The following is a 20,985-nucleotide window of genomic DNA, read 5'->3' as shown; positions in this document are numbered from 1 at the left end:
TGAGCGTGTCCTTGATCGCTTCCGACCAATTCCGCATCGTTGTCGGCCTCGGCAAGAGCGGCATGTCCCTGGTTCGCTTCCTGGCGAGCCGGGGCATTGCCTTTGCGGTCGCCGACACCCGCGAGCAACCGCCGGAACTGGACACCCTGCGCCGTGATTACCCGCAGGTGGAAGTGCGCTGTGGTGAACTGGACGTGGACTTCCTGTGCCGCGCCAACGAGCTGTATGTCAGCCCCGGCCTGGCCCTGGCCACCCCGGCCCTGCAGCAGGCGGCCGCGCGTGGGGTGAAGTTGTCCGGTGACATCGAACTGTTCGCCCGCCACGCCAAGGCCCCGATCATTGCCATCAGCGGCTCCAACGCCAAGAGCACCGTCACCACCCTGGTGGGCGAAATGGCCGCCAAGGCAGGCAAGCGCGTGGCGGTGGGCGGCAACCTCGGTACCCCGGCGCTGGACCTGCTGGCCGATGACGTCGAGCTGTACGTGCTGGAACTGTCCAGCTTCCAGCTGGAAACCACCGACCAGCTCAACGCCGAAGTGGCCACCGTGCTGAACATCAGCGAAGACCACATGGACCGCTACAGCGGCCTGCCGGCCTACCACCTGGCCAAGCACCGGATCTTCCGTGGTGCCCGCCAGGTCGTGGTCAACCGCCAGGACGCCCTGAGCCGACCGCTGCCGGTGGAAGGCCGCCCATGCTGGACCTTCGGCCTGAACCAGCCGGACTTCAAGGCCTTCGGCCTGCGCGAAGTGGACGGCGAGAAATACCTGGCGTTCGAGTTCCAGGCGCTGATGCCGGCGCGTGAGCTGAAGATTCGTGGCGCCCACAACCAGAGCAACGCCCTGGCGGCTCTGGCTCTGGGGCACGCTGCCGGCCTGCCGTTCGAACCAATGCTCGAGGCACTGCGCGAGTTCGGCGGCCTGGCCCACCGTTGCCAGTGGGTGCGCGAGCGCAACGGCGTTAACTGGTACGACGATTCCAAGGCCACCAACGTCGGTGCTGCCCTGGCCGCGATCGAAGGCCTGGGTGCCGACATCGAAGGCAAGCTGGTGCTGATCGCCGGTGGCGATGGCAAGGGCGCCGACTTCGCCGCGTTGCGCGAGCCGGTCAAGCGCTTCTGCCGCGCCGTGGTGCTGCTTGGCCGTGATGCCGAGCGCCTGGCCGAAGCCCTGGGTGATGGCGTGCAACTGGTCCGCGTCAAGACCCTTGACGACGCCGTGCAGCAATGCGCCGAACTGGCCCAGGCGGGTGATGCCGTGCTGCTGTCGCCGGCGTGCGCCAGCCTCGACATGTTCAAGAACTTCGAAGAACGCGGGCGCCTGTTCGCCCAGGCAGCGGGAGGCCTTGCATGATCTTTGGCATCCTCAAGCCCTATCCGTCGCCGCTGATCAGCGGCCGTGGCATCGACCTGGACTTCGCGATGCTCGCCGGCTGCCTGGCTTTACTGGGCCTGGGCCTGGTGATGATCACCTCGGCGTCCTCGGAAGTGGCTGCGGTGCAGTCTGGCAACCCGCTTTACCACATGTTCCGCCACTTGGTGTACGTGTTCCTTGGGCTGGTCGCCTGTGGCGCCACCATGATGGTGCCGATCGCCACCTGGCAGCGTATGGGCTTCCTGATGCTGCTGGGGGCCTTCGGCCTGCTGGTGCTGGTGCTGGTGCCGGGTATCGGCCGCGAAGTGAACGGTTCCATGCGCTGGATCGGCTTCAGCTTCTTCAACGTGCAGCCTTCGGAAATAGCCAAGGTGTTCGTGGTCATCTACCTGGCCGGCTACCTGGTGCGCCGGCAGACCGAGGTACGCGAAACCTGGATGGGCTTCTTCAAGCCATTCATCGTGCTGCTGCCCATGGCTGCCCTGCTGCTGATGGAGCCGGACTTCGGTGCCACCGTGGTGATGATGGGCGCGGCGGCGGCCATGCTGTTCCTCGGCGGGGTGGGGCTGTTCCGCTTCAGCCTGATGGTGGTATTGGCGGTGGTTGCGGTGTTCGTCCTGGTACAGGCGCAGCCTTACCGTATGGCTCGCCTGATTACCTTTACCGACCCGTGGTCCGACCAGTTCGGCTCGGGCTACCAGCTGACCCAGGCGCTGATTGCCTTCGGCCGTGGCGAGTGGTTCGGCGTTGGTCTGGGCAACAGCGTGCAGAAGCAGTTCTACCTGCCTGAAGCGCACACCGACTTCGTGTTCTCGGTACTGGCCGAAGAACTTGGCGTGGTCGGCTCGCTGCTGACTATCGCGCTATTCGTATTCGTGACTGTGCGTGCCTTGTATATCGGCCTGTGGGCTGAAAAAGCCAAACAGTTCTTTGCCGCTTATGTTGCGTTCGGCCTGGCCTTCCTGTGGATCGGCCAGTTCCTGATCAACATCGGTGTGAACGTCGGCCTGCTGCCGACCAAGGGCCTGACCCTGCCGTTCCTCAGCTACGGGGGCAGCTCGCTGGTGATCTGCTGTGCCTGCGTGGGTCTGTTGCTGCGTATCGAGTGGGAAAGCCGTACGCACCTGGGCAGTGAGGAGCACGAATTCAGCGAAAGCGATTTTGCCGAGGAGACCAATCATGGCCGCTGACGGCAGGAACGTACTGATCATGGCGGGCGGCACCGGGGGCCACGTGTTCCCGGCCCTGGCCTGCGCCCGTGAATTCCAGGCGCGCGGTTACAGCGTGCACTGGCTGGGCACCCCGCGTGGCATCGAGAACGAACTGGTGCCCCAGGCCGGCCTGCCGTTGCATCTGATCCAGGTCAGCGGCCTTCGCGGCAAGGGCAAGCTGTCGTTGCTCAAGGCGCCGTTCACCCTGGTCAAGGCCGTGCTGCAGGCGCGGCGTATCGTGCAAGAGCTCAAGCCGGTATGCGTGGTCGGCTTCGGTGGCTATGTGACCGGCCCAGGCGGCGTGGCCGCACGCCTGTGCGGCGTACCGCTGGTGATCCACGAGCAGAACGCTCGCGCCGGTACTACCAACCGCCTGCTGCTGCCGCTGGCTGCGCGTGTTTGCGAAGCCTTCCCGGCCACCTTCGCCGCCAGCGACAAACTGCGCACGACCGGCAACCCGGTGCGCCCGGAGCTGTTCATGGACGCCCTGCGCGCGCCGCTGGCCGAGCGCCGTGCGCGCCTGCTGGTGATGGGCGGCAGCCTGGGGGCGGAACCATTGAACAAATTGTTGCCTAAGGCCCTGTCCGAAGTGCCCCCCGCGCTGCGGCCAGAGGTATTCCACCAGGCCGGCAAGCAACACGCGCCGGCCACCGCCGAGCGTTATCGCGAGGCGGGCGTCGAGGCTCAGGTAGAGCCCTTCATCAAGGACATGGCCCAAGCCTATGGCTGGGCCGACATTGTGGTGTGCCGGGCCGGCGCCTTGACCGTCAGTGAGCTGGCGGCAGCGGGCCTGCCTTCGATGCTGGTGCCATTGCCCCATGCGATCGACGACCACCAGACCCACAACGCCCAATATCTGGCCCGGGAAGGCGCTGCCTTCCTGATGCCACAAGCGACAACTGGCGCAGCGCAGCTCGCTGAACGCCTGAACGAGGTGCTGATGCAACCCGAGAAACTCAACGTCATGGCAGGCACCGCACGGCGCCTGGCCAAACCTGCCGCAACCAGCACCGTGGTCGATATCTGCCTGGAGGTGGCCCATGGTTGAAAGCCAGAAAGCCATGCCCCAGCCAAAGATGGGCCGTATCCGCCGTATCCACTTCGTCGGTATCGGCGGCGTGGGCATGTGCGGCATTGCCGAAGTGTTGCTGAACCTGGGCTATGAAGTGTCCGGTTCCGACCTGAAGGCTTCGCCGGTCACCGAGCGTCTGGAGTCGTTCGGCGCCGAGATTTTCGTCGGCCACCGCGCCGAGAACGCCGCCACTGCCGATGTGCTGGTGGTTTCCAGCGCCATCAACCCAGCCAACCCGGAAGTCGCCACCGCCCTCGAGCGGCGCATTCCGGTGGTGCCGCGTGCCGAGATGCTCGCCGAGCTGATGCGCTATCGCCATGGCGTGGCCGTTGCCGGCACCCACGGCAAGACCACCACCACCAGCCTGCTGGCCTCGGTGTTCGCCGCTGGCGGCCTGGACCCGACCTTCGTCATCGGTGGCCGCCTGACCGCTGCCGGCACCAATGCCCAGCTGGGTACCAGCCGCTACCTGATTGCCGAAGCAGACGAGAGCGATGCCAGCTTCCTGCACCTGCAGCCGATGGTGGCCGTGGTCACCAACATCGACGCCGACCACATGGCGACCTACGAAGGTGACTTCAACAAGTTGAAGAAAACCTTTGTCGAATTCCTGCATAACCTGCCGTTCTACGGCCTGGCCGTTATGTGCCTGGACGACCCGGTGGTGCGCGAGATCCTGCCACAGGTCAAGCGCCCGACCGTGACCTATGGCTTCAGCGACGAGGCCGACGTCCGCGCCATCAACGTTCGCCAGATGGGCATGCAGACCCACTTCACCGTGCTGCGTCGTGATCGCGAGCCGCTGGAGGTGTCGGTGAACATGCCCGGTAACCACAACGTGCTCAACGCCTTGGCCACCATCGCCATCGCCACTGACGAAGGCATCACTGACGAAGCCATCGTCCAGGGCCTGTCCGGGTTCCAGGGCGTCGGCCGCCGCTTCCAGGTGTACGGCGAACTGCCGGTCGAAGGCGGCAGCGTGATGCTGGTCGACGACTACGGCCACCACCCGACCGAAGTGGCTGCGGTGATCCAGGCCGTGCGCGGCGGTTGGCCAAGCCGCCGCCTGGTGATCGTCTACCAGCCGCACCGCTACAGCCGTACCCGCGACCTGTACGACGATTTCGTCCAGGTGCTGGGCGATGCCAATGTGCTGCTGCTGATGGAAGTTTACCCGGCTGGCGAAGAGCCGATCCCCGGCGCCGACAGCCGCCAGCTGTGCCACAGCATCCGCCAGCGCGGCAAGCTGGACCCGATCTACATCGAACGTGGTGTCGACCTTGCGCCACTGGTCAAGCCACTGCTGCGCGCTGGCGACATCCTGATCTGCCAAGGTGCCGGTGATGTCGGCGGCCTGGCCCCTCAATTGATGAAAAGCCCGCTGTTCGCTGGCGCCAAGCAGGAGAAGTCGAAATGACCAGCGCCTACGACAAACTGCACTCGACCCTGGACGTCAAGGCGTTCGGCCGCGTCGCGGTGCTGTACGGCGGCAAGAGCGCCGAGCGCGAAGTGTCGCTCAAGTCCGGCGCCGCAGTGATCGACGCGCTGACCACCGCCGGTGTCGACGTGGTCGCCATCGACGTGGGTGACGACCTGCTCGACCGCCTGCAAAGCGAGAAGATCGACCGCGCCTTCATCATCCTCCACGGCCGTGGCGGTGAAGACGGCAGCATGCAAGGCCTGCTCGAGTGCCTGGGCATTCCCTATACCGGCAGTGGCATCCTTGCCTCGGCACTGGCCATGGACAAGCTGCGCACCAAGCAAGTGTGGCAGAGCCTGGGCATTCCGACCCCGCGCCACGCGGTGCTGGCGAGCGAAAGCGATTGTTTGCAGGCCAGTACGGAACTGGGCTTCCCGCTTATCGTCAAACCCGCCCATGAAGGTTCCAGCATCGGCATGGCCAAGGTGAACAGCGCCCAGGAACTGGTCGCCGCCTGGCAGGATGCCGCCCGATACGATTCCCAGGTACTGGTGGAACAGTGGATCCACGGGCCGGAGTTCACCGTCGCGGTATTGCGCGGCCAGGTGCTGCCGCCGATCGCCCTGGGTACGCCGCACGTGTTCTACGACTACGACGCCAAGTACATCGCCAACGATACCCAGTATCGCATTCCCTGCGGCCTGGACAGCGTCAAGGAACAGGAACTGATCGACCTGACCGCGCGTGCCTGCGATGCCATCGGCATCGAAGGCTGGGGGCGGCTGGACGTGATGCAGGACGAGCAGGGCCGGTTCTGGCTGCTCGAAGTCAACACCGCACCCGGCATGACCGACCATAGCCTGGTGCCCATGGCGGCCCGCGCGGCCGGCCTGGACTTCCAGCAACTGGTGCTGGCGATCCTGGCCGAGAGCGTGGCGACGCGAGGTTAAAACCATGCAAGGCGCGATGATACGTCAGCAGCAACCCGTTACCGGCCGTAGCAAGCCGGTGCCGCGTGGTGCCAGCAGGCTGGTGGCCGACGAGCCCGTATCGGCGCGCCTGCCGCGGCCAAGCCTGGGTGGCCTCAAGCGCCTGTTGTGGCCGGTGCTGTTGGTGGCGGCCGGTTTTGGCGCCTACGAGGGCGCCATTCGCCTGATGCCATATGCCGACCGGCCGATCACCAAGATCGACGTGCAGGGCGACCTCAGCTACATCAGCCAGCAGTCGGTGCAGCAGCGTATCGCGCCCTATGTGGCAGCGAGCTTCTTCAGCGTCGACCTGCCGGCGATGCGCGCAGAACTCGAGCAGATGCCGTGGATCGCCCATGCAGAAGTGCGCCGGGTGTGGCCAGACGAGGTGGTGATCCGCCTGGAAGAACAGTTGCCGGTGGCGCGCTGGGGTGACGAAGCCTTGCTCAACAACCAGGGCCAGGCTTTCACCCCGCGCGAACTGGCCAACTACGAGCACCTGCCGCAGCTGGCCGGGCCGCAGCGTGCTCAGCAACAAGTCATGCAGCAGTACCAGGTATTGAGCCAGATGCTGCGCCCCCTGGGCTTTTCCATCGCTCGCCTGGAGCTGCGCGAGCGAGGCAGCTGGTTCCTGACCACGGGCGCGAGCAGCGCCGGGCCGGGCATCGAGCTGCTGTTGGGGCGCGACCATCTGGTGGAGAAGATGCGCCGTTTCATTGCCATTTACGACAAGACACTCAAAGACCAGATCACCACTATCGCCCGCATTGATCTGCGTTACTCCAACGGACTTGCCGTTGGTTGGCGGGAACCGATTGCACCGACGACGGCCCAACCCGCCGTTGCGAAGAATTAGAGAGAGGCAGGACCATGGCAAACGCGCATAGCGGCAAAATGATCGTCGGGCTGGACATCGGCACCTCCAAGGTGGTGGCGCTGGTGGGTGAAGTGGGCGAGGACGGCACCCTGGAAATCGTCGGGATCGGTACTCATCCGTCCCGCGGCCTGAAAAAAGGCGTGGTGGTGAACATCGAGTCCACCGTGCAGTCGATCCAGCGCGCCGTGGAAGAAGCGCAGCTGATGGCCGGCTGCCGCATCCACTCGGCCTTCGTCGGCGTGGCCGGCAACCACATCCGCAGCCTGAACTCCCACGGCATCGTCGCCATCCGCGACCGCGAGGTGAGCCTGGCCGACCTGGAGCGCGTACTCGACGCCGCCCAGGCCGTTGCCATCCCGGCCGACCAGCGCGTGCTGCACACCCTGCCGCAGGACTACGTGATCGACAACCAGGAAGGCGTGCGCGAGCCGCTGGGCATGTCTGGCGTACGTCTGGAAGCCAAGGTCCACGTGGTCACCTGCGCGGTCAACGCGGCGCAGAACATCGAGAAGTGCGTACGCCGTTGCGGCCTGGAAATCGACGACATCATCCTCGAGCAGTTGGCCTCGGCCTACTCGGTGCTGACCGACGATGAAAAAGAGCTGGGCGTGTGCCTGGTGGACATCGGCGGTGGCACTACCGACATCGCCATCTTCACCGAGGGCGCGATCCGTCACACCGCGGTGATCCCGATTGCCGGCGACCAGGTGACCAACGACATCGCCATGGCGCTGCGTACTCCGACCCAGTACGCCGAAGAAATCAAGATCCGCTACGCCTGCGCCCTGGCCAAACTGGCTGGCGCCGGCGAGACCATCAAGGTGCCGAGCGTGGGCGATCGCCCACCGCGCGAGCTGTCGCGCCAGGCCCTGGCCGAGGTGGTGGAGCCACGTTACGACGAGCTCTTCACCCTGATCCAGGCCGAACTGCGCCGCAGTGGCTATGAGGACCTGGTGCCGGCCGGCATCGTCCTCACCGGCGGCACCGCGAAGATGGAAGGCGCCGTGGAACTGGCCGAGGAAATCTTCCACATGCCGGTACGCCTGGGCGTACCGCACAGCGTTCGGGGGCTCAGCGACGTGGTTCGCAACCCGATCTATTCCACCGGCGTGGGCTTGCTCACCTACGGTCTGCAGAAGCAGACCGAAGACCTGCCCCTGACCGGTAACAGCAGCAACAACAGCTATGGCGATGAACCGAAGGCTCCAGTGCTTGAACGCTTCAAGCGCTGGGTCCAGGGCAATTTCTAAGTTTCAAAGCAGTAGTGGTAGGCGCGACAACTAGAGAACTGTAAGGAGAGGGAAAATGTTCGAGCTCGTAGACAACGTCCCGCAAAGCCCGGTCATCAAAGTGATCGGTGTTGGCGGTGGTGGCGGCAACGCCGTCAACCACATGGTCAAGAGCAGCATCGAAGGCGTGGAATTCATCTGCGCCAACACCGATGCCCAGGCGCTGAAGAACATCGGCGCGCGCACCATCCTGCAATTGGGCACTGGCGTGACCAAGGGCCTGGGTGCCGGTGCCAATCCGGAAGTCGGCCGTCAGGCCGCGCTGGAAGACCGTGAGCGCATCGCTGAAGTGCTGCAGGGCACCAACATGGTGTTCATCACCACTGGCATGGGCGGCGGTACCGGTACCGGTGCAGCGCCGATCATCGCCGAAGTGGCCAAGGAAATGGGCATTCTCACCGTTGCCGTGGTGACCCGTCCGTTCCCGTTCGAAGGCCGCAAGCGCATGCAGATCGCCGATGAAGGCATCCGCATGCTGGCCGAAAGCGTCGACTCGTTGATCACCATCCCCAACGAGAAGCTGCTGACCATCCTGGGCAAGGATGCCAGCCTGCTGTCCGCCTTCGCCAAGGCCGACGACGTACTGGCCGGTGCCGTGCGCGGTATCTCCGATATCATCAAGCGCCCGGGAATGATCAACGTCGACTTCGCCGACGTGCGTACCGTGATGGGTGAAATGGGCATGGCCATGATGGGTACTGGCTGCGCCAGCGGCCCGAACCGTGCACGTGAAGCCACCGAGGCAGCGATCCGCAACCCGCTGCTGGAAGACGTCAACCTGCAGGGCGCCCGCGGCATCCTGGTGAACATCACCGCAGGCCCTGACCTGTCGCTGGGCGAGTACTCCGATGTGGGTAGCATCATCGAAGCCTTCGCCTCCGACCACGCCATGGTCAAGGTCGGCACCGTGATTGACCCTGACATGCGTGACGAGCTGCACGTGACCGTAGTGGCCACTGGCTTGGGCGCGCGCATCGAGAAGCCTGTGAAGGTGGTCGACAACACCCTGCAGACTGCCCAGCAGGTGTACGAGGCCTCCAACCCGGCGCCGGTTCGCCAGGAGCAGCCTGCGGTCAACTACCGTGACCTGGAGCGCCCGACCGTAATGCGCAACCAGGCTCATGCAGGTGCTGCTGCAGCCGCTAAACTGAACCCTCAGGATGACCTGGACTACCTTGATATCCCGGCATTCCTGCGTCGTCAGGCTGATTAATGGAATTTATCAGGGGTATAAAGGTGATTGGTATTCATCAAAGGTTGGGTCTGTTATCATCCCCAGCCTTTGTTGATACCTGTTCGCAATTTGCGCTGAAGCGGCCAATGCCATGATTAAACAACGCACCCTGAAGAATACCATCCGTGCCACAGGTGTCGGTCTGCACTCCGGGGAGAAGGTTTACCTGACCCTCAAGCCTGCACCTGTTGACACCGGCATCGTCTTCCGCCGCGCCGACCTCGACCCTGTGATCGAAATCCCGGCGCGCGCGGCCAACGTCGGCGAGACAACCATGTCGACGACGCTGGTCAACGGTGACGTCAAGGTCGATACGGTCGAGCACCTGCTCTCCGCCATGGCGGGCCTGGGCATCGATAACGCCTACGTCGAGCTCTCCGCCTCGGAAGTGCCGATCATGGATGGCAGCGCCGGACCCTTTGTATTCCTGATTCAGTCTGCCGGCCTGGAAGAACAGGACGCAGCCAAGAAGTTCATCCGCATCCTGCGTGAGGTAACCGTGGAAGAGGGCGACAAGCGCGCCACTTTCCTGCCTTTCGACGGCTTCAAGGTGAGCTTCGAGATCGACTTCGATCATCCGGTCCTCAAGGGCCAGACCCAGAGTGCGGTCGTCGACTTCTCCAGCACCTCGTTCGTGAAGGAAGTCAGCCGCGCCCGTACCTTCGGCTTCATGCGTGACATCGAGTACCTGCGCAAGCACAACCTTGCGCTGGGTGGCAGTGTCGAGAACGCCATCGTGGTCGACGAGACCGGTGTGCTCAACGAAGACGGCCTTCGTTCCGATGACGAATTCGTCAAGCACAAGATCCTCGACGCCATTGGCGACCTTTATCTGCTGGGCAACAGCCTGATCGGCGAGTTCAAGGGCTACAAGTCCGGCCACGCGCTGAACAACCAGCTGTTGCGCAAGCTGATTGCCGAAACCGATGCCTGGGAAGTGGTCACCTTCGAAGATGCCAGCACGGCACCGATCTCGTACATGCGCCCTGTTGCGGCCGTGTAAGTTCGAACACTCTCTAGTTCATTAAGGCCACCTTCGGGTGGCCTTTTTTATGGCTTGTCACGGGCGTGGGCGGCCAATCGTTCCAGTGCTGCACGCAGCTTGGGGTCAGTGATGCCCTCGGCGGTATCGCGCAGGCTCTCGGCTGCGTTATTGGACAGTTCTGCGGCATTGCCGCCACGCTTGGCTGGCACCAGCGGTGGCTGGACCTTGTACAGGATGCGCCTGAGGTTGGCGAATGCCTCCATGGCCTGTAATGCAGACATCAAGCGTTTCTGCTGATAGCGCAGGCGGGTTGCCCAATGGCCGTCGGTCACCACCAGCAACAATGTGCCATCGCGCCACGACGCCACATGGCAGTGCTCGCGGGCGGCCGGTTGCAGCTGGCTTTCCAGCAGGCGCTGCAGGTGCTCCAGGCGTTCGGCCTGGTTCAGCAGCAGGCGCAGCGGGCGGACCTGGCGGAGCAGGGCCGAGGGCGGCTGGGCGGGGGAGGGTTTGTAGGCCATGGTGGTACGCATGAGGTTACATGGTCCGCAGTCTAACATCTCTATAGCCTGCACTGGCCTCTTCGCGGGTGAACCCGCTCCCACAGGTACGGCACTGCCCTTGATGTGTAGGTGATCCTGTGGGAGCGGGTTTACCCGCGAAGAGGCCGGCACAGATAACAAAAGACAAGACTCATTCTCGATACGTTTCATCTTCCCGAACCTTGAACTCAGGGAAAATGCCCCTATCTAAAACAAGCCCCCGCCAAAACGCTGTCCAAGCATCGTGGAAATCCACCACTTTCCTCACCATCGTTTCCGGGTAGAATGCTCGTTCGCATGCGGCCTCAGGGCTGCACGGGCGACTCATGGGGCCGCCCTCCATCCCTACGTGTGGAAGATCCTGCCGATATGTTTGCGCCTTTGTTAAAGAAACTTTTTGGAAGCAAGAACGAGCGTGAAGTCAAACGCATGCTCAAGACGGTGAACATCGTCAATGCTCTCGAAGAGAAGATGGTGGCCCTCTCCGACGAGCAACTGCGGGGCAAGACCGCAGAGTTCAAGGAGCGCCTGGCCAAAGGCGAGACACTGGACCAGTTGCTGCCTGAAGCCTTCGCCGTGGCCCGTGAGGCCGGCAAGCGCGTGATGGGCATGCGCCACTTCGACGTGCAGCTGATCGGTGGCATGACCCTGCACGAGGGCATGATCGCAGAAATGCGTACCGGTGAAGGCAAGACCTTGGTCGGTACCTTGGCCGTGTACCTCAACGCATTGTCCGGCAAGGGCGTGCACGTGGTCACCGTCAACGACTACCTGGCCCGCCGCGACGCCAACTGGATGCGCCCGCTGTACGAGTTCCTCGGCCTGTCGGTCGGCATCGTCTCGGCCTTCCAGCCGCCGGAAGAAAAGCGTGCCGCCTACGCGTCCGACATCACCTACGGCACCAACAACGAATTCGGTTTCGACTACCTGCGCGACAACATGGCGTTCAGCCAGGAAGAGAAGTTCCAGCGTGAACTGAACTTCGCCGTAATCGACGAAGTCGACTCCATCCTCATCGACGAAGCGCGTACCCCGCTGATCATTTCCGGCCAGGCCGAGGACAGCTCCAAGCTGTACATCGAGATCAACCGTCTGATCCCGCGCCTTACCCAGCACATCGAGGAAGTGGAAGGCCAGGTCACCCAGGAAGGCCACTTCACCATTGACGAAAAGAGCCGTCAGGTCGAGCTGAACGAAGCCGGTCACCAGTTCATCGAAGAGATGCTCACCCAGTCCGGCCTGCTGGCCGAGGGCGAGAGCCTGTATTCGGCGCATAACCTGAGCCTGCTGACCCACGTCTATGCCGGCCTGCGCGCGCACAAGCTGTTCCACCGCAACATCGAATACATCGTCCAGGACGGCCAGGTCCTGCTGATCGACGAGCACACCGGCCGTACCATGCCGGGCCGCCGTCTGTCCGAAGGCCTGCACCAGGCCATCGAAGCAAAAGAGAACCTGAACATCCAGGCCGAGAGCCAGACCCTGGCTTCGACTACCTTCCAGAACTACTTCCGCCTGTACACCAAGCTGTCCGGCATGACCGGTACCGCTGACACCGAAGCGTTCGAGTTCCAGTCGATCTATGGTCTCAACGTGATGGTCATTCCGCCGAACAAACCGTTGGCACGTAAAGACTTCAACGATCTGGTGTACCTGACCGCCGACGAGAAATACGCCGCGATCATCGCCGACATCAAGGAAAGCATGAAGCAGGGGCGCCCGGTGCTGGTGGGTACTGCGACCATCGAAACCTCCGAGCACATGTCCAACCTCCTGAAGAAGGAAGGTATCGACCACAAGGTGCTCAACGCCAAGTACCACGAGAAGGAAGCCGAGATCATCGCGCAAGCCGGTGCGCCAGGTGCCCTGACCATCGCCACCAACATGGCCGGCCGTGGTACCGACATCCTGCTGGGCGGTAACTGGGAAGCCGAAGTGGCAGCCCTGGAAAACCCGACCGCCGAGCAGATTGCCCAGATCAAGGCCGACTGGCAGAAGCGTCACCAGCAGGTGATCGAGTCGGGTGGCCTGCACGTGATCGCTTCCGAGCGCCACGAATCGCGCCGTATCGACAACCAGCTGCGTGGCCGTTCCGGCCGTCAGGGCGACCCGGGCTCCAGCCGCTTCTACCTGTCGCTGGAAGACAGCCTGATGCGTATCTTCGCCTCTGACCGGGTGAAGAACTTCATGAAGGCGCTGGGCATGCAGTCCGGCGAGGCCATCGAGCACCGCATGGTCACCAACGCCATCGAGAAGGCCCAGCGCAAGGTCGAAGGCCGCAACTTCGACATCCGCAAGCAGTTGCTGGAATACGACGACGTGGCCAACGAGCAGCGCAAGGTGATCTACCACATGCGCAACAGCCTGCTGGCCGCCGAGAACATCGGCGACACCATCGTCGAATTCCGCAAGGAAGTACTGGACGCTACCATCAGCCAGCACATTCCGCCGCAGTCGCTGCCCGAACAGTGGGACGTGGCCGGCCTGGAGGCTGCGCTGGCCAGCGATTTCGCCATGAAGCTGCCGATCCAGCAGTGGCTCGACGAGGACGATCACCTCTACGAAGAGACCCTGCGCGAGAAGCTGCTGAACGAAATCACCACCGCGTACACCGAGAAGGAAGACCAGGCCGGTATCGAAGCCCTGCGTACCTTCGAGAAGCAGATCCTGCTGCGTGTGCTGGATGACCTGTGGAAAGACCACCTGTCGACCATGGACCACCTGCGTCACGGTATCCACCTGCGTGGTTATGCGCAGAAGAACCCGAAGCAGGAGTACAAGCGCGAATCCTTCAGCCTGTTCCAGGAGCTGCTCGAGTCGATCAAGCGCGACACCATCCGCGTGCTGTCGCACGTTCAGGTTCGCCGCGAAGACCCGGTCGAAGAGGAAGCACGCCTGCGCCGCGAGGCCGAGGAACTGGCCAGCCGCATGCAGTTCCAGCATGCCGCTGCTCCGGGCCTGGAAAGCGAGCAGCTGAACGAGGAGGGCGCCGAAGTGGCCGTTGCCTCGGCACCGGTGCGCAACGAGCAGAAGCTGGGCCGCAACGAGCCGTGCTGGTGTGGTTCGGGCAAGAAGTTCAAGCATTGCCACGGGCAGATCGAGTGATCTGACCAGGCTGTTGTAACCTGAAACATCCGGGGCCGCTTTGCGGCCCATTCGCGGCACAAGGCCGCTCCTACAGGGACCGCGCCCGCCCCAATGGTTGCGATGTCCTTGTAGGAGCGGCCTTGTGCCGCGAATGGGGCGCGAAGCGGCCCCGCTCTTCCATCACCTGTTCACCGTATTTTCTAGGAGCGCTCTAATGGCTGTTGGTCTTGGTCCTTTGCCCACCCTGCACCCGGTTCCGGGTTTTGAACTCGGCATCGCTTCTGCCGGCATCAAGCGCCCGGGGCGCAAGGATGTGGTGGTCATGCGCTGCGCCGAAGGCTCCAGCGTGGCTGGCGTGTTCACCCTCAACGCCTTCTGCGCAGCGCCGGTGATCCTGTCCAAGCAGCGTGTGCAGGGCACCGTGCGCTATCTGCTGACCAACACTGGTAACGCCAACGCCGGCACCGGCGCGCCAGGCCTGGCCGCCGCCGAGCGCACCTGCGCCAAGCTGGCCGAACTGGCCGGCGTACCGGCCGAGTCGGTACTGCCATTCTCCACCGGTGTGATCGGCGAGCCGCTGCCGGTCGAGAAGATCGAAGGCGCACTGCAGGCCGCCCTCGACAACCTGTCGGAAAACCACTGGGCTGAAGCTGCCACCGGCATCATGACCACCGACACCCTGCCCAAGGGGGCCAGCCGCCAGTTCCAGCACGATGGCGTGACGGTTACCGTCACCGGCATCAGCAAGGGTGCAGGCATGATCCGCCCGAACATGGCCACCATGCTCGGCTACATCGCCACCGACGCCAAGGTTGCCCCGGCGGTGCTCAAGGACCTGATGCTGGACGGCGCCAACAAGTCGTTCAACCGCATCACCATCGATGGCGACACCTCGACCAACGACTGCTGCATGCTGATTGCCACTGGCAAGGCCAACCTGCCGGAAGTCACCGAAGCCAGCGGCGCACTGTTCGAAGCGCTGAAGAAGGCAGTGTTCGAAGTGTGCATGGAAGTGGCCCAAGCCATCGTCCGTGACGGCGAAGGCGCCACCAAGTTCGTTACCGTGCAGGTCAACGGCGGTGGCAACCACCAGGAATGCCTGGACGTCGGCTACGCCGTGGCCCACTCGCCGCTGATCAAGACTGCGCTGTTCGCTTCCGACCCCAACTGGGGCCGTATCCTCGCCGCCGTCGGCCGTGCCGGCGTACCGGAGCTGGACGTGAGCCTGATCGATGTGTACCTGGACAGCGTGTGCATTGCCAGCAAAGGCGGCCGTAGCCCGAGCTACACCGAAGACCAGGGCGCCAAGGTTATGGCCCAGGAAGAGATCACCATCCGTATCGAGCTGGGCCGTGGCCAGTGCAGCGAAACCATCTGGACCACCGACCTGTCCCACGAGTACGTGAAGATCAACGCCGAGTACCGTACCTGATGTAATTGGGGCCGCTTTGCGGCCCATCGCGACACAAGGCCGCTCCCACAAGGACCTGCGTACACCGCCTCATGTGGGAGCGGCCTTGTGTCGCGAAAGGGCTGCAGAGCAGCCCCAGAATTCCCAAACGATGGAGCCGAACCATGAGCTATCACCTGATCATCGGCGACAAGCTGTATTCCTCCTGGTCGCTGCGTGGCGCCCTGGCCCTCGAGCTGGCTGGCGTGCCTTACGAAGAAACACTGATCAAGCTGAACCAGCCTGACACCCGTCAGCGCATCCTCGCCTTCTCGGCTACCGGCAAGGTACCGCTGCTCAAGACCGAGCACGGTGTGATCGCCGACTCGCTGGCCATTGCCGAATACCTCAACGAACGCCACCCCGACGCGCAGCTGTGGCCTGCCGACGTGGCGGCCCGGGCCCAGGCCCGTTCGGCCTGCGCGCAGATGCACAGCGGCTTCTTCGCCCTGCGCGGCGCGATGCCGTTCGACCTGTCCCGCGACCAGGCGCTGGACGGTGTGCCGCTGGAGGTTCAAATCGATATCGACCGTATCGTTGCACTGTGGTCGGAATGTCGCCTTGCGGCCAAGGACAGCGGCCCGTTCCTGTTCGGCAGGCCGAGCCTGGCTGATGCCTTCTTCGCCCCGGTGGCGGTGCGCCTGCGCACCTACCGTGTGGAAGTGCCTGCAGAGGCAGCGGCTTATATCGAAACCATTTATCAGTGGCCAGCCTTCCAGGCCTGGCAAAAGGCTGGCCTGGCGGAGCGTGAAGGGTGAAACGGATTCATGTTGTAGCTGCTGTCATTCGCGGTACTGACGGCCGTATTCTGATCGCACGGCGCGCCGATACCCAGCACCAGGGCGGTCTGTGGGAATTCCCGGGCGGCAAGGTGGAAGAGGGTGAGGGCGTCGAGGCGGCGCTGGCCCGCGAGCTGCGCGAGGAGCTGGGTATCGAGGTGAGCCGTTCGCGCGCGCTGATCAAGGTCAGCCACGATTACCCGGACAAGCAGGTGCTGCTGGATGTGCGCGAAGTCGAGGCATTCGCCGGCGAGCCGCATGGCGCCGAAGGGCAGCCGCTGGAATGGGTTGCTCCACGCGATTTGCCCCAATACGAATTCCCCGAGGCCAACAAGCCGATCGTTGCAGCCGCGCGCCTGCCGGATCAGTACCTGATCACCCCCGATGGCCTGGAAGTGCCGCAGATGCTCAAGGGCATCCAGAAGGCAGTGGCCAGTGGCATTCGCCTGATCCAGTTGCGTGCCCCGGACATGTACGATCCCAAGTATCGCGATGTGGCGGTGGATGCGGTCGGCCTTTGCGCGGGCAAGGCGCAGCTGATGCTCAAGGGGCCGCTGGAGTGGCTGGGTGACTTCCCAGCCGCGGGTTGGCACCTGACGGCTGCACAACTGCGCAAATATGCCGCCAACGGCCGGCCGTTCCCCAAGGAGCGCTGGCTGGCGGCGTCCTGCCACAGTGCCGAAGAGCTGGCGCTGGCGGAGCAGATGGGCGTGGACTTCGTCACCTTGTCGCCGGTGCAGGCAACCCGGACACACCCTGAGGCGGTGCCGCTGGGGTGGGACGAGGCACAGCGGTTGATTGCCGGGTTCAACAAGCCGGTCTACCTGCTGGGTGGGGTAGGGCCGGGTGAGCGTGAGCAGGCCTGGGAAGCGGGGGCACAGGGTGTGGCCGGGATCCGGGCGTTCTGGCCTGAGATCTGAGTCGCCTGTAATTGGGGCCGCTTTGCGGCCCATCGCCGGCAAGCCAGCACCCACAGAGGCAGCACAGACCGGGCTCTGTGGGAGCTGGCTTGCCGGCGATGGGCTGCGCAGCAGCCCCAGAAATATCAGCCGTTTGGTTTCTCAGCAGGCTGCCACAAAACCTCCGCCACCCCCTGCCGCCGCCCAATGATCCGCGCCGCCACGAACAGCAGATCCGAAAGCCGGTTTATATACGCCAACCCAACCCCCGCCAACGGCTCCAGCGCATTCAGCTGCTGGCACCGCCGCTCCGCACTGCGCGCCAGGCTCCGGCACACATGCGCCTGTGCCACCAGCGCCGAGCCACTGGGCAAGATGAAGTTTTTCAACGGCCCCAGCTCTTCATTCCACACATCGATCGCTGCCTCAAGCCGCTCCACCTCCGCCAGGTTCAACGCCTGATAACTGGGCATCGCCAGCTCACCGCCCAGGTCGAACAGGCGGTGCTGACACGGCGCCAACACCGCGCTCACTTCATCCAGCCCTTGTTCGGCCAGCCCCGCCAGCAGCAAACCCAGCTGGCTGTTCAGGCTGTCCACCTCGCCAATCGCCTCGATTCGCGGGTGGTCCTTGGGCACTCGGCGCCCGTCGCCCAGGCCGGTTTCGCCTTTGTCGCCGGTGCGGGTGTAGATCTTCGACAGGCGGTAGCCCATGTCATTTCTCCATTTTGGCCGGCGCCACCGCTGCCGGCTGGCCAAGGGGCAGGCGCAGGGTGAAGCAGGTGCCCTGGCCGGGCGTGGACTGCACTTCCATCTGCCCCTTGTGGTTGTTGGTGATGATGAAGTACGAGACCGACAGCCCCAGCCCGGTACCCTGGCCGATTTCCTTGGTGGTGAAGAACGGCTCGAAGGTGCGCTTGCGCACCCCTTCGGGCATGCCGACGCCGTTATCCTCGACCTGGATTTCCGCCCATGGCGGGCTCAAGCGGGTGCGCAGGGTGATGCGCCCGGGCTCGCTCGGCTGTGGCCGCTGGTGGATGGCCTGGGCCGCGTTTTTCAGCAGGTTGAGCAGCACCTGCTCCAATTCGTTGGCGGTGCACGGCACCGGCCCCAGGTCGGGGTCGAACTGACGCACGATGGCCTGGCCCTTGAAATCGAAGCCTATGGCCAGGTCGAAGTCGTTGCTGGCAATTTCAACCGCCTGATCGATCAGCGCCGGCAGGTCGCACGGCGCCAGCTGACGGTTGCTGCGGCGGCTGAAGCTGAGCATGTGGGTGACGATCTTCGCTGCCCGGGCACCGGCCTGCTGGATGCCGTCGAGCAATTGCGGCACTTCGCGGCTCTCCAGGTAGCGGTTGACCGTGGGCAGGTCGATGCCCAGCTCCTCTGCCTGTTCCTGATTGCGCGGCAGTTCTGGTGACAGGCGCCGGCGGATGTTCTGCACGTTATGCAGGATCGCGCCCAGCGGGTTGTTGATCTCGTGGGCCATGCCGGCGGCCAGGCCGCCGACCGAAAGCATCTTTTCCGATTGCACCATCATTTCTTCCAGCGACAGGCGCTGGGTGATGTCGTCGATACGGATGACAACGCCACGGCCGCCGCCACCGGTCAGCGGGTAGAAGGTCAGGGCGTAGTGGCGCAGGTCGTCACCCTTGGGCCAGGTGACCCGTTCGATCTTTGCCACCCGGTGCTTTTCCACTGTTTCCTTCAGTTGCGGCAGGAACGGCTTGAGCGGTTCGAAGGCAATGAAGATCGGCTGATTCAGCGCCTCGTCCAGAGGCGTGCCGGAAAGTACCGTGGCTTCGTGGTTCCACTGGGTCACGTAGAGCTGTTCATCCAGGGCGATCAGCGCCGAGGGCATCGAGTCGATGATGCTGTTGAGGTAGTTCTGGAAGCCGGTGAGCTTTTTCTCGATCTTGCTGCGCACCTGGACTTCCAGTTCCAGCTTGCGATTGGTGTGGCGGGTTTCCTCGGCCAGGCCCTGGGCCTGGTCGTAGGCCTCCTGAAACTCGTCGCGGGTGCGCTTGAGTTGCTGTTCGCGGGCTTCGATGCGCGAGAGCATGGTGTTGAACGCTTCGGCCAGGCTGCCGATTTCATCGTCGTTACCGCGCTGCGCGCGCAAGGCATAGCTCTCTTCGCGGGTGACCTGGCGGCTGAGCTCTTCGAGCTGGTTGATCGGCTGGGTGATCAGGCGTTTTATCTGTCGGGCGATGACGATCCACAGCAGGATGCTGAACACCAGGATGCCCAGGCTGGCGCTGAGGGTGCCGGTATAGAAAGCCGTGGGCAGTTCACTGCTGGCCACCAGCAGCAGGTGTGCGGGCGGGTTGGCGTCACGTGGCATGCGGATCAGCTGGGTGCTGCGAAACTCCATCAGGCGCCAGCCGTCGATGTTGCGAAAACGCTTGGGCAGTGCCAGCGGCTCGCCATGCTGCAGCTGCGCCAACATGCGGCCATCGCCACCGTAGACGGCAGCGGCGCGCAGCGGCGTGTAGCTGTCCAGCTCTTTCAGCAGGGCGCTGGCGGTGTCCGGTGTATCGCCGGCGCGCGCCGCCAGTTGCGGGTTGGCCACCAGCCGGCCGATGGTGTGCAGCGCCTGTGGCGCCATGCTTTCCTGGGTGATCCAGTAGGCGGCGCTGATGAAGGTGAGGTTGGCCACCAACAGGATGGTCACCAGCAACACCAGCAGGGCTGCCAGCAGCTTCTGCCCGACCGGGAGGTTTTCCAGGCGTTGGCGCAAAGTCATGGGCTAGGCAATATCCGTATCCGGTTGAAAGGGCTGCGTCAGTCGCAGGGCAAACCACGCACACGCAGGTTATCGACCAGGTGCTGCAGCAGGCGTTCCAGCTCTGGCAGCTGCAGGCCATGACGGCCGGCGGCGCGGCAGGCATGGCCAAGCAGGTAGTGCACCTCGGTGCGGCGGCCTGCGCGTACATCCTGGTACATGGAAGAGTAGTTGGCCGCAGTGGCGAGGATCACCCGCTGCACTTCTTCGTTCAGCCCGTCTGCCGCTTCTGGCTGGCCACAGCGGCGCAGCAGTTGGGCCAGCTCGGCGCACAGCGCATCCACTTCGCCCAGGTGCCCCAGCAGCCCGCCGTTCTGGCAGTCGTGCAGCACGGTCAGCGGGTTGATGGCGCAATTGAGTGCCAGCTTGCGCCACAGACGGGTGAGGATATCCACCGTCCACTCGGCAGGGATGCCAGCCTGATGCAGGTCATCGAACCAGGCCGGGATCGTCGGGTTGCGTGGGTCACCCAGCCAGTTGAAGCCGTGGCCGGCAAAGCGTACGTGCCAATCTCCCTCGCGGAATGCGCCTTCGGTACTGGAGGCGAAGATGCAGCGTGCATAGGGCACCAGGTCGGCGACCTCGTCTTGGCTGCCCAGGCCGTTCTGCAGCAGAACCACCTCGGCGTCTTCGGCCAGGCGAGGTGCCACGCCGGCGATGGCCGGGGCGGCGTCGTAGGCCTTGCAGGCCACCAGCAGGCGATGGATCGGGCCGTGTGCCTGCGCGGTTTCGGCTGGGATGGCGTAGTGGCGGGACTGGTCCTGTTCGACCAGGGTCAGGCCGCCGGCCTGCTGGTAGGCCTGCAGCCGCTGCCCGTCACGCAGGATCAGGCGCACTGCCTTGCCCGCGCGCGCCAGGCGGCAAGCCCACAGGCTGCCAAGGCTACCGGCGCCGAGAATATGCCAGGTGCTGCTCATATGCGTTTCGCAACCCGTTATAATAAGCCCGCATTTTAACCGTCAAACCCAGCGCGCTCCATCTTCAGCCTGAGCGCGCTTTTATTTTGGGAGAACAA

The 20,985-nt window shown here is 63.8% G+C and carries 17 protein-coding genes; 13 read left to right on the top strand and 4 right to left on the bottom strand.

The annotated features are described in order from the left end of the window. The first annotated feature begins 5 nt into the window (after positions 1–5). From murD to lpxC, 9 genes are all read left to right on the top strand, one after another. On the top strand, positions 6–1,352 hold the full coding sequence (gene murD / locus E5221_RS23530; protein WP_039613069.1) for a UDP-N-acetylmuramoyl-L-alanine--D-glutamate ligase: 1,347 nt from the start codon (positions 6–8) through the stop codon (positions 1,350–1,352). Further along, positions 1,352–2,563, top strand: a complete 1,212-nt coding sequence (ftsW, locus tag E5221_RS23525) for a putative lipid II flippase FtsW (protein WP_177342433.1) — start codon at positions 1,352–1,354, stop codon at positions 2,561–2,563. Before murD ends, ftsW begins: the two co-directional genes overlap by 1 nt. Next, a complete protein-coding gene (gene murG / locus E5221_RS23520) occupies positions 2,553–3,632 on the top strand; it encodes an undecaprenyldiphospho-muramoylpentapeptide beta-N-acetylglucosaminyltransferase (protein WP_061552442.1) in 1,080 nt (359 codons plus the stop codon). The genes ftsW and murG overlap by 11 nt, the downstream gene beginning before the upstream one ends. After that, complete coding sequence (gene murC, locus E5221_RS23515) at positions 3,625–5,073, top strand: UDP-N-acetylmuramate--L-alanine ligase (protein ID WP_003260781.1); 1,449 nt, start codon at positions 3,625–3,627, stop codon at positions 5,071–5,073. The genes murG and murC overlap by 8 nt, the downstream gene beginning before the upstream one ends. Next, positions 5,070–6,026, top strand: a complete 957-nt coding sequence (locus E5221_RS23510) for a D-alanine--D-alanine ligase (RefSeq protein WP_015271707.1) — start codon at positions 5,070–5,072, stop codon at positions 6,024–6,026. Before murC ends, E5221_RS23510 begins: the two co-directional genes overlap by 4 nt. 4 nt (positions 6,027–6,030) lie before the next feature. Next, positions 6,031–6,900, top strand: a complete 870-nt coding sequence (locus E5221_RS23505) for a cell division protein FtsQ/DivIB (protein WP_012274056.1) — start codon at positions 6,031–6,033, stop codon at positions 6,898–6,900. A 14-nt stretch (positions 6,901–6,914) separates the two neighbouring features. Further along, positions 6,915–8,171: a cell division protein FtsA gene (gene ftsA / locus E5221_RS23500; protein WP_015271706.1), complete on the top strand. Its 1,257-nt coding sequence runs from the start codon at positions 6,915–6,917 to the stop codon at positions 8,169–8,171. Positions 8,172–8,226: 55 nt separating this feature from the next. Next, positions 8,227–9,423, top strand: coding sequence for a cell division protein FtsZ (ftsZ, locus tag E5221_RS23495; protein WP_003260772.1), 1,197 nt, complete (start codon positions 8,227–8,229; stop codon positions 9,421–9,423). A gap of 112 nt (positions 9,424–9,535) precedes the next feature. Further along, entirely contained in the window at positions 9,536–10,447 is a 912-nt protein-coding gene (gene lpxC, locus E5221_RS23490; protein WP_247846535.1) for a UDP-3-O-acyl-N-acetylglucosamine deacetylase, read from the top strand. A 47-nt stretch (positions 10,448–10,494) separates the two neighbouring features. On the opposite strand, the gene E5221_RS23485 is transcribed toward lpxC, so the two are convergent. Further along, positions 10,495–10,950, bottom strand: coding sequence for a DciA family protein (locus E5221_RS23485; protein ID WP_023661964.1), 456 nt, complete (start codon positions 10,948–10,950; stop codon positions 10,495–10,497). A 390-nt stretch (positions 10,951–11,340) separates the two neighbouring features. Between E5221_RS23485 and secA the strand changes: the two genes are divergently transcribed. The 4 genes from secA to E5221_RS23465 all read left to right on the top strand — a co-directional run bounded on the left by secA (position 11,341) and on the right by E5221_RS23465 (position 17,207). Next, complete coding sequence (gene secA, locus E5221_RS23480; RefSeq protein ID WP_039612997.1) at positions 11,341–14,076, top strand: preprotein translocase subunit SecA; 2,736 nt, start codon at positions 11,341–11,343, stop codon at positions 14,074–14,076. Between the two features lie 196 nt (positions 14,077–14,272). Next, complete coding sequence (gene argJ, locus E5221_RS23475; protein WP_023662147.1) at positions 14,273–15,490, top strand: bifunctional glutamate N-acetyltransferase/amino-acid acetyltransferase ArgJ; 1,218 nt, start codon at positions 14,273–14,275, stop codon at positions 15,488–15,490. 143 nt (positions 15,491–15,633) lie between these two features. Continuing rightward, entirely contained in the window at positions 15,634–16,266 is a 633-nt protein-coding gene (locus E5221_RS23470) for a glutathione S-transferase family protein (RefSeq protein WP_013974104.1), read from the top strand. Beyond that, the gene (locus E5221_RS23465) at positions 16,263–17,207 is read left to right on the top strand and encodes a Nudix family hydrolase (RefSeq protein WP_013974103.1); all 945 of its coding nucleotides are present in this window, start codon (positions 16,263–16,265) and stop codon (positions 17,205–17,207) included. The genes E5221_RS23470 and E5221_RS23465 overlap by 4 nt, the downstream gene beginning before the upstream one ends. Positions 17,208–17,332: 125 nt before the next feature. On the opposite strand, the gene E5221_RS23460 is transcribed toward E5221_RS23465, so the two are convergent. Genes E5221_RS23460 through E5221_RS23450 form a run of 3 tightly spaced genes read right to left on the bottom strand, consistent with a single transcriptional unit; the run spans position 17,333 to position 20,887 of the window. Then, on the bottom strand, positions 17,333–17,899 hold the full coding sequence (locus E5221_RS23460; RefSeq protein ID WP_247846534.1) for a cob(I)yrinic acid a,c-diamide adenosyltransferase: 567 nt from the start codon (positions 17,897–17,899) through the stop codon (positions 17,333–17,335). Position 17,900: 1 nt separating this feature from the next. Then, complete coding sequence (locus E5221_RS23455) at positions 17,901–19,931, bottom strand: ATP-binding protein (protein ID WP_013974101.1); 2,031 nt, start codon at positions 19,929–19,931, stop codon at positions 17,901–17,903. 38 nt (positions 19,932–19,969) lie between these two features. Beyond that, complete coding sequence (locus tag E5221_RS23450) at positions 19,970–20,887, bottom strand: putative 2-dehydropantoate 2-reductase (RefSeq protein WP_247846533.1); 918 nt, start codon at positions 20,885–20,887, stop codon at positions 19,970–19,972. Between the last annotated feature and the right edge of the window lie 98 nt (positions 20,888–20,985).

The sequence above is a fragment of the Pseudomonas sp. A2 genome (genome assembly GCF_023100865.1).
In the GTDB taxonomy this organism is placed as follows: domain Bacteria; phylum Pseudomonadota; class Gammaproteobacteria; order Pseudomonadales; family Pseudomonadaceae; genus Aquipseudomonas; species Aquipseudomonas asiatica.
Note: the sequence above shows the minus strand (reverse complement) of the source record. Positions and strands in the feature narration are given on the sequence as shown.

What these genes read in the sequence shown, in the direction of transcription:
- murG (WP_061552442.1), top strand. Translation starts at nt 2,553, where the DNA reads ATGGCCGCTGACGGCAGGAACGTACTGATCATGGCGGGCGGCACCGGG.
- murC (WP_003260781.1), top strand. Translation starts at nt 3,625, where the DNA reads ATGGTTGAAAGCCAGAAAGCCATGCCCCAGCCAAAGATGGGCCGTATC.
- E5221_RS23510 (WP_015271707.1), top strand. Translation starts at nt 5,070, where the DNA reads ATGACCAGCGCCTACGACAAACTGCACTCGACCCTGGACGTCAAGGCG.
- E5221_RS23505 (WP_012274056.1), top strand. Translation starts at nt 6,031, where the DNA reads ATGCAAGGCGCGATGATACGTCAGCAGCAACCCGTTACCGGCCGTAGC.
- ftsA (WP_015271706.1), top strand. Translation starts at nt 6,915, where the DNA reads ATGGCAAACGCGCATAGCGGCAAAATGATCGTCGGGCTGGACATCGGC.
- ftsZ (WP_003260772.1), top strand. Translation starts at nt 8,227, where the DNA reads ATGTTCGAGCTCGTAGACAACGTCCCGCAAAGCCCGGTCATCAAAGTG.
- lpxC (WP_247846535.1), top strand. Translation starts at nt 9,536, where the DNA reads ATGATTAAACAACGCACCCTGAAGAATACCATCCGTGCCACAGGTGTC.
- E5221_RS23485 (WP_023661964.1), bottom strand. Translation starts at nt 10,950, where the DNA reads ATGGCCTACAAACCCTCCCCCGCCCAGCCGCCCTCGGCCCTGCTCCGC.
- secA (WP_039612997.1), top strand. Translation starts at nt 11,341, where the DNA reads ATGTTTGCGCCTTTGTTAAAGAAACTTTTTGGAAGCAAGAACGAGCGT.
- argJ (WP_023662147.1), top strand. Translation starts at nt 14,273, where the DNA reads ATGGCTGTTGGTCTTGGTCCTTTGCCCACCCTGCACCCGGTTCCGGGT.
- E5221_RS23470 (WP_013974104.1), top strand. Translation starts at nt 15,634, where the DNA reads ATGAGCTATCACCTGATCATCGGCGACAAGCTGTATTCCTCCTGGTCG.
- E5221_RS23460 (WP_247846534.1), bottom strand. Translation starts at nt 17,899, where the DNA reads ATGGGCTACCGCCTGTCGAAGATCTACACCCGCACCGGCGACAAAGGC.
- E5221_RS23455 (WP_013974101.1), bottom strand. Translation starts at nt 19,931, where the DNA reads ATGACTTTGCGCCAACGCCTGGAAAACCTCCCGGTCGGGCAGAAGCTG.
- E5221_RS23450 (WP_247846533.1), bottom strand. Translation starts at nt 20,887, where the DNA reads ATGAGCAGCACCTGGCATATTCTCGGCGCCGGTAGCCTTGGCAGCCTG.